This window comes from Streptomyces sp. NPDC102514, from assembly GCF_055584525.1.
Window position 1 is genome coordinate 618,040 of sequence record NZ_JBVJLW010000001.1, and the last position, 15,755, is coordinate 633,794.

The 15,755-nt window shown below is 69.8% G+C and carries 14 protein-coding genes; 4 read left to right on the forward strand and 10 right to left on the reverse strand.

All coding sequences use genetic code 11. The annotated features are described in order from the left end of the window. Positions 1-7 precede the first annotated feature (7 nt). Genes ACZ60E_RS02870 through ACZ60E_RS02885 form a run of 4 tightly spaced genes read left to right on the forward strand, consistent with a single transcriptional unit; the run spans position 8 to position 2,962 of the window. Complete coding sequence (locus tag ACZ60E_RS02870) at positions 8-499, forward strand: ribose-5-phosphate isomerase (RefSeq protein ID WP_469437363.1); 492 nt, start codon at positions 8-10, stop codon at positions 497-499. After that, complete coding sequence (locus tag ACZ60E_RS02875) at positions 499-1,278, forward strand: triose-phosphate isomerase family protein (protein ID WP_469437365.1); 780 nt, start codon at positions 499-501, stop codon at positions 1,276-1,278. Before ACZ60E_RS02870 ends, ACZ60E_RS02875 begins: the two co-directional genes overlap by 1 nt. Further along, positions 1,278-2,087: a sugar phosphate isomerase/epimerase family protein gene (locus ACZ60E_RS02880; protein WP_469437367.1), complete on the forward strand. Its 810-nt coding sequence runs from the start codon at positions 1,278-1,280 to the stop codon at positions 2,085-2,087. Before ACZ60E_RS02875 ends, ACZ60E_RS02880 begins: the two co-directional genes overlap by 1 nt. Continuing rightward, complete coding sequence (locus ACZ60E_RS02885) at positions 2,087-2,962, forward strand: phosphogluconate dehydrogenase C-terminal domain-containing protein (RefSeq protein WP_469437369.1); 876 nt, start codon at positions 2,087-2,089, stop codon at positions 2,960-2,962. Before ACZ60E_RS02880 ends, ACZ60E_RS02885 begins: the two co-directional genes overlap by 1 nt. Positions 2,963-3,036: 74 nt before the next feature. Here ACZ60E_RS02885 and ACZ60E_RS02890 read toward each other — a convergent pair whose 3' ends face one another. From ACZ60E_RS02890 to ACZ60E_RS02935, 10 genes are all read right to left on the reverse strand, one after another. Continuing rightward, positions 3,037-5,358, reverse strand: coding sequence for a beta-L-arabinofuranosidase domain-containing protein (locus ACZ60E_RS02890; RefSeq protein ID WP_469437371.1), 2,322 nt, complete (start codon positions 5,356-5,358; stop codon positions 3,037-3,039). Between the two features lie 448 nt (positions 5,359-5,806). Next, on the reverse strand, positions 5,807-6,496 hold the full coding sequence (locus ACZ60E_RS02895) for a type 1 glutamine amidotransferase domain-containing protein (protein WP_469437373.1): 690 nt from the start codon (positions 6,494-6,496) through the stop codon (positions 5,807-5,809). 101 nt (positions 6,497-6,597) lie between these two features. Then, positions 6,598-7,191 carry a TetR/AcrR family transcriptional regulator gene (locus tag ACZ60E_RS02900; protein ID WP_469437374.1) on the reverse strand — a complete coding sequence of 198 codons (594 nt, stop codon included), beginning with the start codon at positions 7,189-7,191 and terminating at the stop codon, positions 6,598-6,600. 50 nt (positions 7,192-7,241) lie between these two features. After that, a complete protein-coding gene (locus ACZ60E_RS02905; RefSeq protein ID WP_469437375.1) occupies positions 7,242-8,786 on the reverse strand; it encodes a GMC family oxidoreductase in 1,545 nt (514 codons plus the stop codon). After that, on the reverse strand, positions 8,783-9,640 hold the full coding sequence (locus ACZ60E_RS02910) for a hypothetical protein (protein ID WP_469437377.1): 858 nt from the start codon (positions 9,638-9,640) through the stop codon (positions 8,783-8,785). The genes ACZ60E_RS02905 and ACZ60E_RS02910 overlap by 4 nt, the downstream gene beginning before the upstream one ends. A gap of 101 nt (positions 9,641-9,741) precedes the next feature. Next, positions 9,742-11,028, reverse strand: a complete 1,287-nt coding sequence (gene lysA / locus ACZ60E_RS02915) for a diaminopimelate decarboxylase (RefSeq protein WP_469437379.1) — start codon at positions 11,026-11,028, stop codon at positions 9,742-9,744. After that, the gene (locus ACZ60E_RS02920) at positions 11,019-12,494 is read right to left on the reverse strand and encodes an aldehyde dehydrogenase family protein (RefSeq protein ID WP_469437382.1); all 1,476 of its coding nucleotides are present in this window, start codon (positions 12,492-12,494) and stop codon (positions 11,019-11,021) included. Before ACZ60E_RS02920 ends, lysA begins: the two co-directional genes overlap by 10 nt. 103 nt (positions 12,495-12,597) lie before the next feature. Further along, complete coding sequence (locus tag ACZ60E_RS02925; protein WP_469437384.1) at positions 12,598-13,839, reverse strand: metal-dependent hydrolase family protein; 1,242 nt, start codon at positions 13,837-13,839, stop codon at positions 12,598-12,600. A 5-nt stretch (positions 13,840-13,844) separates the two neighbouring features. Next, positions 13,845-14,291: an AtuA-related protein gene (locus ACZ60E_RS02930; protein ID WP_469437386.1), complete on the reverse strand. Its 447-nt coding sequence runs from the start codon at positions 14,289-14,291 to the stop codon at positions 13,845-13,847. Next, the gene (locus ACZ60E_RS02935; RefSeq protein WP_469437388.1) at positions 14,292-15,725 is read right to left on the reverse strand and encodes an acyclic terpene utilization AtuA family protein; all 1,434 of its coding nucleotides are present in this window, start codon (positions 15,723-15,725) and stop codon (positions 14,292-14,294) included. It lies immediately after the preceding gene. Positions 15,726-15,755: the final 30 nt, after the last annotated feature.

Sequence of the window (15,755 nt, forward strand, 5' to 3'; positions counted from 1 at the left end):
AGCCGCCATGACCGACAAGCTCCGTATCGTCGTCGGATCCGACGACGCAGGCCACCAGTACAAGGAAGCCCTCAAGCAGGACCTGCTGGGCAGTTCGCTGGTCGCCGAGGTCACCGATGTCGGCGTCGACGCCGACGGCCACACCGCCTACCCCAAGGTCGCCATCGCCGCCGCCGAGATGGTCGCCCGCGGCGAGGCCGACCGCGCCCTCCTGGTGTGCGGCACCGGCCTCGGCGTCGCCATCGCGGCCAACAAGGTCAAGGGCATCCGCGCCGTCACCGCCCACGACTCCTTCTCCGTCGAGCGGGCCGTCCTCTCCAACAACGCGCAGATCCTGACCTTCGGCCAGCGCGTCGTCGGTATCGAACTCGCCCGCCGCCTCGCCGCCGAATGGCTCACCTACCGCTTCGACAAGACGTCCGCGTCCGCGGCGAAGGTCCAGCTCATGAGCGACTACGAGGACGCGTCCGAGGACTCCGAGGCCGGGGCGGCGGCCTGATGCCCGCCCCCACCCGGCCGCCCCTGCTGCTGGGGGTGAGTCTGAAGATGTACTTCGGCCACCACCAGACGCTCAACTGGGCCCGGAAGATCGCCACTCTGGCCGACGAGCACCCCGCCGTGACCTCCGGCGAGGCCCGCCTCTTCGTCCTGCCGGCCTTCCCGACCCTGATCCCGGCCGCCGGAATCCTCGCCCCCTCCGGCATCGCCCTCGGCGCGCAGGACATCGCCACCGAGGACACAGGACCGTACACCGGCGAGGTCGGCGGCCCCCTCCTCAAGGAGATCGGCTGCCGCTACGCCGAGGTCGGCCACGCCGAGCGCCGCCGCCTGTACGGCGAGGGCGACACGGTCGTCGCCGCCAAGACGGCCGCCGCCCTGCGCAACGGCCTCACCCCCGTGCTGTGCATCGGCGAACGTGACCGGGGGACACCCCGGGAAGCGGCCGAACGCACGGTCGCCGAGGCCGCCCGCCTCCTCCACGGCCTGGACGGCACGGTCGTCCTCGCCTACGAACCCCAGTGGGCCATCGGCGCACCGGAACCCGCCTCCGCCGAACACATCGCCACCGTCTGCACGGCCCTGCGGGAGTGGCTGAACACCCGCCCCCGGCACGCCGGTTCACAGGTCATCTACGGCGGCAGCGCGGGCCCCGGCCTGCTCACCCGCCTCGCGGGAGCGGCGGACGGCCTCTTCCTCGGCCGCTTCGCCCACGACCCGGACAACGTGCGCGCGATCCTGGACGAGATCCGCGCCCCGGCCGACGCGGCGGTGGCGTGATGGCCTACGGCATCAGCACGTACGCGTACTTCTGGCGCTTCTCCGGCCGGGCACCCCGGCCGATGACGCTCACCGAGATGCTGCGCGACACCGCCTCACTGGGCGGCCAGGTCTTCCAGATCTGCGACTACGCACCCATCGAGTCGTACGACTCCGCGCAGCTGGCCGACGTACGCGCCACGGCCGACGACCTCGGCCTGCGCCTGGAACTCGGCACCCGTGGCGTCCGCCCCGCCCATCTGCTCAAGTACCTCGACATGGCACGGCAGTTGGACGTCACCCTGGTCCGCTCCATGCTCAACACGGTCGACCACCAACCGGACACGACCGAGGCGGTCTCCCTCCTCAAGGAGGCGGTGCCCTCCTACGAGGACGCCGGTGTGACCCTCGGCCTGGAGACCTACGAGCAGGTGTCGACCGACGACCTGCTGGCTGTCGTACGCGGGGCCGACAGCGAGCGGCTCGGAGTCGTCCTCGACCCGGGCAACAGCGTCGCCCGCCTGGAACGCCCGGTGGACGTCGTGACCGCCACCGCGCCGCACGTGGTCAACATCCACGTCAAGGACTTCGCCTTCACCCGAAGGGACGGCTGGGTCGGCTTCACCTACGCCGGCTGCCCCCTCGGCGAAGGCCTCCTGGACTACGACGCGATGATCGCCGCCGTACGGGCCGCCCGGCCGGACGCGGACGGCATCAACCAGATCGTGGAGCACTGGCTCCCGTGGCAGGACGAGGGCTTCGACGCCACCGCCCGGCTCGAAGACCAGTGGACACAGCACAGCATCAACACCCTTCTGAGGAGCAAGTGATGGCACCCGAGATCCAGACCCAGGCAGACGTCAAGACCGTCGCCGTCATCGGGGCCGCCGGCAAGATGGGCCAGCGCGTCTCCAACAACCTGGTCGAGAGTGACTTCCGGGTGCTCTTCAGCGAGGCCTCGCCCAAGGGCCAGGAGCTGATCCGCGACCTCGGCCGTGAACTGACCGAGTCCGCCGACGCCGTCGCCGAGGCCGACGTGGTCATCCTCGCCGTCCCGGACGTCGTCCTCGGCAAGGTCTCCGAGGAACTCGTCCCGCTGATGAAGCCGGACACGGTCGTGCTCACCCTCGACCCGGCCGCGGCCTACGCCGGACTGCTGTTCAACCGCGACGACATCCACTACGCGTGTGCCCACCCCTGCCACCCGTCGGTGTTCCTGGAGCGCACCACCAAGGAGGAGTGGCAGGACACCTTCGGTGGCATCGCCGCCCCGCAGGAGGTCGTCGCCGCGTACGAGGGTGGCGACGAGACCAAGCAGGAGCTGGCCGACTCGGTCATCCGCGTGATGTACGCGCCCGTGGTCGACGTCCACTGGGTCACCGTCAAGCAGCTCGCCGTCCTGGAGCCGACGCTCGTCGAGACGATCGCCTGCATGGTCGGCGCCCTCCTCACCGAGGCGCTGCACGAGACGGTCCACACGGTCGGCGTCCCGGAGAAGGCGGCCCGCGCGATGCTCCTGGGCCACACCCAGGTCGCCCTGGCGAACACCCTCAAGGGCTCCAACCCGTTCTCGGACGCCTGCCTGATCGCCATGGACTACGGCCGTGAGTCCATCGTGCGCGACGACTGGAAGAAGGTCTTCGAGGACGACGAGCTCGACAAGGTCATCACGCGCATGCTGAAGATCAAGCAGATCAACCGCTGACGCGTCCCGATCCACCGGAGCCGGTGCGGGCCACCTGACGGGCCCGCACCGGCTCCGGCTTGTCCGAACCCGTGTCATATCTCCACGATGCGCCACCGGTTGTCGGCGGTGCCGTCGTCGGGGGACTGGACCGCGAAGGCCCCGAGCGCCGTGGAGTTGCCCGCGACGGCGAGCAGTTTGCCGCTGTTGACGTTACGGATTTTGTGGGTGCCGTCGCCCTGGTCGAGCAGCGTCCACAGGTGGTCCGCGGTGCCGTTGTCCGCCCACTGGAGGACACTCGCGTTGTCCGCGGTGGACATGTCCCGCACCCCGAGGACCTTGCCGCTGTTGACGTTCCGGATACGGACCGCCGCGCCGTCCTCGATCAGCTCCCAGTCGTGGTCCGCGGTGCCGCTGTCGGTCCACTGGAGGGCGAGACCTCCGTCGGCGGTGGACATGTCCTGGATGCCCAGGACCAGACCGCTGGCGACATTGGCGAGACGTACGTACGCGGGGGCGACGCCGCTGGTGTTCCAGTAGACGGTGTAGTTGAAGCCGTGTGCGTCGTGGAAGGGGCCCAGGTCCACGGTGGAGCCGTTCGCGGTCGCGGTGAAGGCGAGTGAACTGCCGCTGCTACGCGTGATGGTGCCGGTGTCCAGCAGCGGCAGCCCGCTCGGTGTGCTGTCGCCGTAGTCGCCCGCCAGCACGACCGGGCCGTAGGTGACCGCGGCGGTGCCCGCGCTGTCGGGGGCGGGCCGCACGACGACCCGCATCGGCAGCCGTACCGTGACGGTGTCGCCGGAGGCCCAGGCCCTGGTCAGGGTGGCGTAGGTGCCGGGGGTTGCGGTGATGTTCTGCGCCACGCCGTTGACACTGACCGTGGCCGCGGTGGTCCAGCCGGGAATGCGGATGCGCATCGCCCACGTTCCGGCGGCGCTGCCGGTGACCTTGAGGGTGGTCGTGTCGCCGGTGGGGAACGTGGTGGTCTGGGTGACGGTGATCCCGCGCTGGGACCAGGTGAGCACCGACGGCACGAACAGGTTCACGGTGAGCGTCGAGCCGCCGTCGTGGAAGTAGACGGAGTCCATGAGCCGGGTGTGTGTCTCCACGCCGGTGCCCTGGCAGCACCAGAAGCTGTTGTAGTCGGTGCTCCACGTGCCGCCGCCCCAGGCCGGACCCACCCCGCGACGGCCGCCCGGATTGAGCGGGGTGAAGTAGGTGACGTGGCCGTGGGCGTCCGCCGGGTTCTGCTGGCCGATCATGTGGTTCAGCCATGCCTGCTCGTAGAAGTCGAACAGCTCGGCCCGGTTCGGCGTCACGGCGAACAGATCCCGGGTGAGCTTGAGCATGTTGTACGTGTTGCAGCTCTCGCAGGTGTCCTGCCGCAGGTACGAGGCGATCGCGTTCGGCGCGCGGAAGTGCTCCGCCTGGCTGTTGCCGCCGATGGCGTAGGTGTGCGAACCGACGGTCATGTTCCATGCGTTGGTGGCGATGTCCCGGTAGCGGGTGGTGCCGGTGGCCTTGTACTCGCGCAGGGCGCCGATCCACTTGGGGACCTGGGTGTTGGCGTGCAGTCCGTTGAGCTGGTCCGAGTTCGCGGCCAGTGGGGTGAACACCGCTGCGTGGTCGAAGCGTTGGGCGACGGTCAGCCAGCGCGCGTCGCCCGTCTGCTGGTAGAGGTCGCACAGCACGTCGTTCATGCCGCCGAACTCCACACCCAGCATCGTCTGCATCTGCTGACCGGTGAGCCGGCCGGTACGGGTGTCGACCCAGCCCGCCAGGGCGAGCAGGACGTCCCGGGCCTGGGTGCTGCCGATCAGACGCCACACGTCCAGCAGCCCGGCGAGCGTCTTGTGGACCGTGTAGTACGGCACGTTGCCGTTGCTCAGGGTGCCCTGTTCGAGGGCGGTGAAGTCCGACTCGGGATAGCCGCAGAGGTATCCGGAACTGAATCCGGCGGCGCTGTTGTTGGCCTGGCACTTGGCCAGCTCCGCCACCGTACGGACCGCCTTGTCCCGGGCGGTCGTGTCACCGGTGACGGCGTACAACTGCGCCCAGGCGGTGAGGAAATGCCCCTGGACGTGGCTGCGGAAGGGGAAATCGGGCGCGTCCCAGCCGCCGTTCGCGGCGGCACCGGCCGTGGAGAGCCTGTGGTTGGCGCGGAAGACGTACAGCAGCCGGTCCACGTCCACGAACCGCAGATACGCGGCCGTACGGTTCTGGTTGTCCAGCCACCGGCTCGCGGTCAGCCGCACCTGACCGAAACCGAAGGAGTACGCGGAGACCCCGACGTCGGCACGGGCGGGCGGGACGGCAGCCTGAGCCGCGGAAGCACCGAGGGCCGGGCCGGCCGCGGAGACGGCGACCGTGGCTCCGGCCGCTTGCAGGAGGCGTCGTCTGCTGAGCGAAGAGGACATCGTGCACCTTTTTCCGATGGGTCGGCGGGCGGGTGGACTGACGGGCGATCGGTGGGCAGGGGACGGCCGGGGCGTGCCCCTGCCGGGGTCGTGATCACGGCGGACATGCCGGATCGGTGCTCACTGCGGGACATGGGTGCGCGCATGCGGCCCTCGGCGCTGAAGCGGATTCCGGTTTCTCGCGGGCGGCTCACCCGCGCACACTGTGCGCTGCTGTTCGTTATATCGAACGATGGTCGACTCTTCGACAAGCACGGATGATAGGCGTGCGAACAACGCCGTCAACACCCTTCGTGCCGCGTTTTTCGCCGTCGGCCGTCAATTCGCTTCATGGAGCGGTGACTGCACGCGACACGGGCGAGGAATGACAACGTCCTCCAACACCCCTTCTGTACGGGGGTGTTGGAGGACGGGGTGGAACCGGCCGGGCCGGATCCCAGGCAGGTGCCTACGCGCCGGCCTTGGTCACCAGCTCCACGAGCGCGTCGGCCGCCGGGCCGGAGGAGGCCGGGTTCTGCCCGGTGATCAGCAGGCCGTCCGTCACCACGTACGGCCCCCAGTCGTCGCCCTTGGAGTAGATCCCGCCCAGGCGCTTCAGCTCGTCCTCCACGAGGAAGGGGACGATCTCGGTGAGGCCGACCCCCTCCTCCTCGGAGTTGGCGAACCCGGTGACCTTCTTGCCCCGCACCAGCGGCGTGCCGTCCTCGTCGACCGTGTGGCGCAGGACGCCCGGTGCGTGGCAGACCACCGCGAGGGGCTTGCCCGAGCGCAGGGTCGTCTCGATCAGCCGCGCGGAATCCGCGTCCTCGGCCAGGTCCCACAGCGGGCCGTGGCCGCCGGGGTAGAAGACCGTGTCGAAGTCGTCAGCCGAGACCGAGTCCAGGCGCACGGTGTCGGCCAGTGCCGCGGTCGCCTCCGCGTCGGACTCGAACCGGCGTGTCAGGTCGGTCTGGAAGTCGGGCTCGTTGCTCTTCGGGTCCAGTGGCGGACGGCCGCCCTTGGGGGAGGCGAGCACGATCTCCCAGCCGGCCTCCTGGAAGCGGTAGTAGGGCGCGGCCAGTTCCTCCAGCCAGAATCCGGTCTTGCGGCCGGTGTCGCCCAGTTCGTCGTGCGAGGTGAGTACGAGAAGAACCTTCATGTCTGCCTGCTCTTTGGTCGGGTGCCTGAGGGGACCGGGTCTGATTAGACCGGTCGTCTAGAAGTGTTCAAAAAAGGGGAGGGGAGTCGGGGTGGTCGGGCCTACAGGTGCAGCAGCTTGCGAGTCATCGCCGTCGTGGTGTCCAGCGGCGCGGGACTGCGGTGGATCTTCGCCATGACGCTGGCGCCGAGCCACATGTCGTAGAGGACCTGTGCCGTGCTGCGGGGATCGCCTTCGATGGTGACAGATCCGTCCGTCAGGCCGTCGGTGATCGTCCGCTCGAGGCGGTCGACGATCGCGTCCGTGCCGCCCTTCAGGGCCAGGCGCATCGGCTCCGACAGGTCGGACACCTCGGCGCCGAGCTTGACCGCGAGGCACTTGCCCTGGCAGTCGTCCAGGCTCTGCGTCTCCCGCCACTGCTGCCAGTAGGCCGTGAGCCGCTCGGCCGCCGACTGGCCGGGCCGCGCGAAGACGCGGTCCATGTCGGCGACGTACTCGTCGAAGTAGCGCCGTAGCAGCGCTTCTCCGAAAGCGTCCTTCGAGGCGAAGTAGTGGTAGAAGGAGCCCTTCGGTACGCCTGCCTCCGCGAGCACCTCGTTGATGCCGACCGCGGAGTAGCCCTTGTGGGCCATGATCCGCTGGGCGGCGTCGAGGATGTTCCGACGGGTGTCGGTGGTGCGTGCGGTGGCTGGCATGTCGGTAACCGTAGCGCATGATTAGACCGGTCGTCTAGCCCGTGAGCCGTTCACGCCGCCGGTCCTGTCCCGAAGGCCGTCGGTCCGGTCATGAAGGCGGCGATCCTCTCCGCGACCACGACGGTCGGGAGCGCCGGGGTGGCCCGCGGGATGTCGGGGAACACCGACGCGTCGGCGATCCGCAGCCCGCTGACGCCGACGACCCGTCCCTGATGGTCGACGACCGTCATCGGATCGTCGGGGACGCCCATGGCGCACGTACCGGCGGGATGCCAGTAGTGCGAGTGGTGACGCCTGATCCAGTCGTCCATGCCCTCGTCGTCCGGCGGGACCGGCTTGTGCAGGGGAGTGCCGAGGTGGCGGTCCATGCGGGGCAGTACGTTCTCGGCCGTCCAGCGCAGACCGTGGCGGACGCTTTCGAGGTCGGCGCCTGCCGCGTCGCTGAAGAAGCGGGGGTCGATGACCGCCCGTACGCCGGGTGCCCGGGACGCGAGCCGTACGGTGCCGCGCGAGCGCGGACGGAGCTGGCTGATGGGCAGGATGCACCGCCAGCCGTACTCCTGCGTCGGATCGGGTTCCACCCACGGATAGACATGGAGGTCGTACGGTCCGTCGGAGACGGGGGAGCGGAGTTTGACGACGCTCTGCTCCTGCGGCAGCCAGCCGCCCCCGGAGAACTCGGCCAGATCCCGTTGCAGTTCGGCGGTGCCGGCGAACTCCAGCAGGGCCGCGGGATGGTCGTGCAGATTGGCGCCGACTCCCGGGCGGTCGCTGACCAGGTCGATGCCCAGGTCCGCCAGATGGGCCGCGGGTCCGATGCCCGAGCGCAGCAGGACCTCAGGACTTCCGTACGCGCCCGCGGTCAGGACCACCTCCCGGGCGCGGATCCTGGAGGTCCGGCCGTGCCGGGTGACCGTGACGGCCTCGACGGCGCCGTCGAGGAACTGGATCCGGTCGACCAGCGCGTCGGCCGCGACGGTGAGGCCGGGCCGGGCGCGCTGCGCGTCCAGGTAGCCGAACGCGGTGTTGATCCTGGTCAGGTCGCGGACGTTCACGGGCGCGCAGCCCACGCTCTGCGAGGCTCCGAGATCGTCGAGGTCGTCCAGGGCCGGTATGCCCGACCGCCGGCAGGCGCGGATGAACTCGCGCTGGAACGGCTGGATCTCCGCCTCGCTGTAGCGGCGGAACCGCAGCAGCTCGGCTGCGGCCGTGAACAGGGGAGCGAGGTCGGCGGCGCCCCAGCCCGGACAGCCCGCGGCGGCCCACGCGTCGTAGTCACCGGCCCAACCGACGCTCTGACTGCATCCGTTGTGTGCGGAACACCCGCCGATGACCCGTGCGCGGTCGTACGTCAATGGCTGCCCGGCCGCCCCCGTGCCCTGGTATCCCCAGTCGTGCGTCGTGGGCAGTTCGGCCGCGTCGAGCAGCTCCGCGGGCCAGTCGCCGTCCGCGAGCGGGCCGTAGTCGGGTCCGGCTTCCAGGACGAGCACCGTCCGCCCGGCCGCGGCGAGCCGCGCCGCGATGACGCAGCCGGCCGTGCCACCACCGATCACGATGGTGTCCGTCCGCTCCGGCAGCGGTCTGACCGAATTCATCGAGGCCTTTCGGGTTCTTTCGTTCCGTCGGAATCGCCGTCGGTGATGCCGTCGGAATTGCTGTCAGGAATGCCGTCGGAAATGGTGTCGGGAATCGGTTCGCTGAACGCGTGGACCACTCCGAGATAGGCGCTCGCCTGGACGGTCCACCCGTCACGGTCCGTCCGCTTGGGAATGTCGGGATGCGTGCGCGAACGCAGCAGATACCCCACGGACAAGGCCTCGATCGCCCAGATCAGGTCCTCCATGGTGCGGTCGGCCCGCAGGCGGCGGCGCGCGTACCGCAGCAGAATGCCCAGCAGGTGATCCGTCGCGTTGACATAGCGTTCGTTCGCGCCCGCCTGGGCGTCCCGCACCATGTCGACCGGGGCCAGCGCCCCCAGCCCGAGGGCCAGGAACAGTTCAGGAGACGCGCTCGTCCACCGGAAATCGGCCTCGCTGATCTGACGGAAGATCTCCTCGGGTGCTTCTCCGTCGGCGACCAGCTCGAATGCGAGCGCCTGGATCTGCCCCGCCCCGGGCGTGGCGATCTCGTCCATCACATGGCTCATCAGTTCCCGCTGGAAAGCGGCCTGATCCTGCCAGATCTGGTAGAAGGCTCCCGTCGTCAGCTTCTTGTCGTCGGGATTGCGCCGGTTCACCTCGACGAGAACGTCGGAGATACGGATGTCCGCGAGGGGATTGTGCAGCTTCGCCGACTCGGGGCGCGTTCGCTCGATGGCGAGGTTCGTCGCCGCGTCGAGCAGCATGGCTCGGGTCTCCTCGCGGGGGCGGTGCCGGCGTTGAGGACGCTTGGGGCCGGTCGACTTCGTGCGCGTCGACTTCGTCGCGCCATCTTTCGGGGTATCCACCATGCGGCCAGCGTACTCCGTATCGCGAGATCGTAAGAATTTTACCATCGGGGGTCGCCGTTCGGCCGGGGCTGTCAGGACCGACCCGGACCTGCGCGTCAGCGTCATGACGCGTCGATCCACTCCGATGTGTCGCGCGCGAAGAAGTCGGTGAGGGTCTCGCGGCGGACCACCTCGCGTGCCTCGCCGTCGGCGCAGAAGACGACCGGTGCCTTGAGCGCCCCGTTGTAGTTGTTCGCCATGGTGTGGCAGTACGCCCCGGTCACGGGTATCGCGATCACATCGCCGACCCGCGGTGCGCGCAGGGTGACGCCGGAACTGATCCGGTCGCCCGACTCGCAGTGCCGCCCCACGATGTCGACGGGCTCACCGCCGCCGACCCGGTCGACCAGGGTGGCCTCGAACCGCTGCGCGTAGAGCGCGACTTCCATGTTGTCCGCCATGCCGCCGTCCACGGCGACGGTCACCCGGTCACCTCGTTTGACGTTGACCACGCGGTACAGGGTCACCCCGGAGCGGGCCACCAGACTGCGGCCGGGCTCGATCATCAGCCGCGCGGAAGCGGGCAGATGACGCCGGGCGGTGTCGACGACCGCGCCGATCCACTCCTCCGGCTCGGGCGGGTGGTCGGTGTAGGTGTAGCGCGCACCCAGGCCGCCACCCAGGTTGTAGGTCTCGAACTCCCCGAGGCCGGCGAGGGCCCGGACGGCGGCGGCGAACGGCTCCACGTCGAGGATCTGGCTCCCGACATGCGTGTGCACTCCGGCCATGCGCAGCTTCGCACTGGCACGTATGCGCTCGATCGCTCGCGGCACCTGGTCCAGGGGGAATCCGAACTTGGACCCCTTCTGCCCGGTGGCCACCGCCTCGTAGGTGTCCGCGCGGACCTCGGGCAGCACCCGCACGAGGACGTCCTGACGGCCAGTCACGGTGTGGTCCAGCGCGCGTTCCAGACGGTCGATGTCGTCGAAGTTGTCCACCACGACCAGGCCGACGCCGGCGGCCACCGCCATCTCGATCTCGGCACCGGTCTTCGCATTGCCGTGCAGGACCAGGTCGCGGCCCTCGACACCCCCGCGGAGAGCGGCGGCCAGCTCACCGAGCCCGGCCACGTCCACGCCGATCCCCGCCTGCGCCATCAGCCGGTACGCGGCCACGCACGGAAAGGACTTGGAGGCGAACACGAGCCGCGAGTCGGGCCAACCGGCGCTCAACGCCTGCTGGTACCGCCGGATCCGTGCGCGCAGACCCGCCTCGTCGACGACGTACGCGGGGGTCGAGAACCGGTCGGCGACCTCGGACAGGGCGACGCCGCCGACGGTCAGGCCGCGGTCCGCCTCGACGGTCGTCCCCTCGGGGAACAGCTCCAGGATGCCGGGGTTCACGCCCATGCGAGCATCACATGCTTGATCCGGGTGTAGGCCTCAAGACCGTACAGCGACAGGTCCTTGCCGTCGCCGGTCTCCTTGAAGCCGCCGTGCGGCATCTCGGCGGCCGTCGTGATGTGGGTGTTCACCCACGCGACGCCGAAGTCGAGCGCGCCGGTGACACGGAGGGCGCGGCCCACATCTCGCGTCCACACACTGGACGCGAGGCCCTGACGTACGTCGTTGGCCAGGGCGATTGCCGTCTCCTCGTCGGTGAAGGTCTGCACGGTCAGCACGGGCCCGAAGATCTCCTCCTGGACGATCTCGTCGGCCTGCTGGACCCCGGTGATGACGGTCGGTTCGAAGAAGAAGCCGGGACCGGCCTCCACCTTCCCGCCGGCGGCTGTCAGGGCGGTGCCGCGTCGGCGTTCGACGAGTCCCGACACCCGTTCCAGCTGCGCCCGGCTGATCAGCGGGCTCCTGCCGTCCCGGGTGTTCCCCTGCTCCACGAGCGCGAACGACCGGGCGTGGTTGGCCAGGGCCCGTACGAGTTCGTCATGGACGTCGGCGTGCGCCAGTACACGCGACGGCGCGGTGCAGTCCTGGCCCGCGTTGTAGAAGGCGGCCTCGGCGATCAGCTGCGCGCAGTGGGCCACGTCGGCGTCCTCGAAGACCAGGACGGGGCCGTTGCCGCCCAGTTCGAGATGCGTGCGGCGCAGGTCGCGGGCGGCGGTGCGCGCCACCTGGCTGCCGGCACGGGTCGAGCCGGTGAGGGCGACCATGTCCGCGCGCGGATGCCCCGCCACCAGCTTCCCCGTCTCCCGGTCCCCGCAGACGAGGTTCACGCAGCCCGGCGGGAGGTGGCGTCCGCAGATCTCGGCGAGCAGCAGCGCACTGGACGGGGTGGCCGCGTCGGGCTTGAAGACCACCGTGTTGCCCGCCGCGACGGCCGGCGCCAGCTTCCAGACCGCCGTCATCAGCGGGTAGTTCCAGGGGGCGATCGAGGCGATCACACCGACCGGTTCACGGCGGACCATGGAGGTGTGGCCCGCCACGTACTCCGCCGCGGCGCGCCCCTCCAGCAGACGGGCTGCGCCGGCGAAGAACCGGAACTGGTCGATGATGGGCAGCAGTTCCTCGGACCGGAAGAGGTCGGTCGGCTTGCCGGTCTCCCCGCACTCGGCGGCGACGAATTCGTCCGCCCGCGCCTCCATCTCGGCCGCTATGGCGAGCAGCGCCGTCTGGCGTTCCCCGGGAGTGCTGTGCCTCCAGGACGCGAAGGCCACGGCCGCCGCGTCGAAGGCGGCGTTCACCTCGTCGGCCCGGGAGACCACGGCGGTGCCGCGGACCTGTCCTGTACGCGGATCGGTCAGGGACGACCGCCCGGCGGCGTCTCTGCGGGCGCCGTCGATGAAGTTGACGACATGATGGGTGCGGTCGGCGTCGTCGCCATTGTCGGCTCGGTCGGCGTGTTCGGCTCGGTCGGTCATGCGGGAACTCCTGTCGTACTGCTTGTACTGCTCGTACTTCGAACACTGGTCGGTACCGCCGTGCACACCGGTCGGTCCTGTGGTGCGAGGAGGTGGCGGCCGGTCATCCGGACCGCGACTCCACCAGCGCGCCGTCCATGTGGACGGCGTCGATCCGGTGGGCCAGGCAGCTGAAGTCGGAGGCGTCGCCGGACACGACGACCAGGTCCGCGCGCTTGCCGGGCTCGATGCTGCCGTACCTGTCCGAGACACCCAGCAGCCGAGCGGCGTCCAGGGTGCTGGCGCGCAGCACCTTCGCGGGGCTCAGGCCGTTGGCGGCCATCAGCTCCAGTTCTTCCAGGTTGCGGCCCGGAGCGAGCCCGACCGCGTCGGTGCCCATGGCGATGGTGACGCCCGCCTCGCACGCCTTCTTGAACGAGGCGAGGTGGGTGTCGGCGACCTCGTGGGCCTTCGCGAGCGTGGCGTCGGTCAGCCGGGCGCCGTTGGCAGCCGCCTCCAGCACACTCCTCGGGGCCAGCAGGGTGGGCACGAGGAACGCCTCGTGTTCGAGCATCAGCTCGATGGCCTCGTCGTCGAGGAAGATGCCGTGCTCGATGGACCGCACCCCCGCCCGCAGCGCGTTCTTGATGCCGACGGAGCCCTGGGCGTGGGCCATCACCGGCAGGCCCGCCGCGCGTGCCTCGACGACGGCGACGGTCAGTTCGTCGAGACCGAAGTGCGCGTGGTGCGGGTTGTCGCGCGGCGACATGACTCCGCCGGAGGCGGCGACCTTGATGACGTCGGCGCCGGCCCGGATGACCTCGCGGACCGCCTTGCGCATCTCGTCGACGCCGTCGACGACCCCACGGGGCCGCCCGGGGTGGGCGATCCTGTTCTCGACGCAGTTGCCCGAGGCCAGCCAGCCGTCCGAATGCCCGCCGGTCTGGCTGAGCATCGAGATGGCGATCTGCAGCCGGGGCCCGTCGATCAGACCATCCTCCAGCGCGGTCTTGACGCCCAGGTCGGCGCCCGCCGCGTCCCTGGCGTGCGTGATCCCGATCCGGCGCAGGGTCCGCAGATGCCGGGCGGCCTGGAAGAACGGATAGGAGAACGGGGTCTGCAGCCGGTCCACGGTGTCGATGCTGCCGATCATCACGTGGACGTGACAGTCGATGAGACCCGGCAGAAGGGACTTCCCCGTCAGGTCCACCTCCACATCGCCGTCCAGACCGGTCCCGACGTCGATGATCCGGGCACCCTCCACGACCACGTCGCCGTGCCGCGGCTCCGCGCCCGTGCCGTCGGCGACGAGGCCGCCGCGAAACAGGATCCGCCGCGGGCTTGCCGGACGTTCGATCGAACCCATCGTGCTTACCTCCGTGTGCCGTGCGAAGTTCTGATCCCCGACCACTCCGACCGCTCCGGTGACTCCGGATTCAGCTCCGGCTCCAACTCCAGCTCCGGCTCCGGGTCATGGCCGTCACCGATGTCCATGCCGAGGAGCAGGGAGCCGAGGCATTTGCCGTGGGTGTCGAGGTTGAGGCTGCGGGTGACCCCACCGTCCAGCGCGCCTTCGAGGACGAATTTCAGCGCGCCCAGGTGCGGCAGCTCGTAACGCCGGACATCGCCTTCACCGCCTTCACCGCTTTCTTCGCCTTCTCCGCGTTCGAGGAAGGCGGAGAAATGTCGCCGGACCCTCTCGGCGGTCACGACCTCCCTCAGGAGGAGGAAGTCCTGTGCCTCGTAGGCGATGACGGTGATGTCCGAGACGTTTCCCTTGTCACCGGACCGGGCGTGGGCGAGTGCGTGCAGGAGCATCTAGACCTCCGCGAACGTGACCGACGGTGTGACGTCGGAGCGGGGAAGGAAGACCGACGCGATGGCGATCCGCTCGGTGACGGACGTGACCACACCACCGCCGCCGGCGGGGCCGTTGAGCCACATCGCGCTCACCTCGTGCGCGATCCGGCGGGCCCCGTCCTCGGAGTCGGTCCGGCCGGCGACGCGGACACGGACCTCGTTCAGCCGGTCCGGATCACCCGCGCCGGGACCGGGGCAGGGGCCGAGATCGGGATTGGTGTTGGGGCTGGGGTCGACGCCGGGAGCGAGGCCGCGGCTGACGGAGTCGACCCCGATGAGTTCGTAGCGCGCCTCCCCCGAGACGATGCCCTGCTTCTCGATCCGCGCGCGCAGGACGTCCAGCGCCAGCCTGGCCCGGGGCAGTGCGTTGGGGCCCGCGTACGAGATCTGGCCCTCGCCGGTGAAGCCGTCGCGGTAGCCGACGGAGACCTTCAGGTCGTCCGGGCGCCGCCGCCCACGCGCTCCTCGGACCAGCACGGTGTCGTGGCCGGACTCGTCGAAGCGGACCTCGGAGAAGTCGGCCACCACATCGGCCGACGGATACGCCGACGGGTCGTGCACTTCGTAGAGCAGCTGTTCCGTGCACGTCGCGGGCGTCACCAGACCGCCCGACCCCGGCACCTTGCTGATCCTGAAGGTTCCGTCGGCGTGCACCTCGGCGATCGGGAAGCCCAGATCGGCGAGGCCGGGAACGTCCTTGTATCCAGGGTCCGCGAAATAGCCGCCCGTGACCTGGGCCCCGCATTCCATCAAGTGCCCCGCACAGGCGCCCTTGGCGATCAGGTTCCAGTCGCTGGTGTCCCAGCCGAATTCATGGACAAGGGGTGCAATATATAGCGAAGGGTCCGCAACTCGGCCCGTGATCACTACATCGGCGCCCTGGCTCAGAGCGTGGGTGATCCCTTCGCATCCCAGGTAGGCGTGGGCCGACACCACGCGGTCGCCGAGGGAGCCGACGGTTCCCTCGCGCTCCAGGAGCGGGAGATCGGGTCGCTCAAGGATGCGATCGAGTACATCGTCGCCCGTCACCACGGCGACCGACAGTCCACGCAGTTCCGTGGCCCGCGCGAGCTCGGCGACGAGCGCGCCCGCCGCCTGCGGGTTGGCCGCGCCCATGTTGGTGATGACGCGGATCCCACGGCGCGCGCACTCCGGCAGGACGGCCGCCATGCGGTCGGGGAGCCACGGGTTGTATCCGCGGGCGGGGTCGCGGCGCCGCTCCAGCTCCGCCAGGGCGACCGAGCGTTCGGCCAGGCATTCGAAGACGAGGTACTGGATGTCGCCGGATTCGACCAGTTGTACGGCGGGCTCGATGCGGTCGTCGGCGAAACCGGCGCCGGAGCCGATGCGCAACGCGCCCCGCTCACTGCCTGAGGCCTGAAGAGTGACCATGTCCAGAGTGTACATACATTTTTTGTAGCT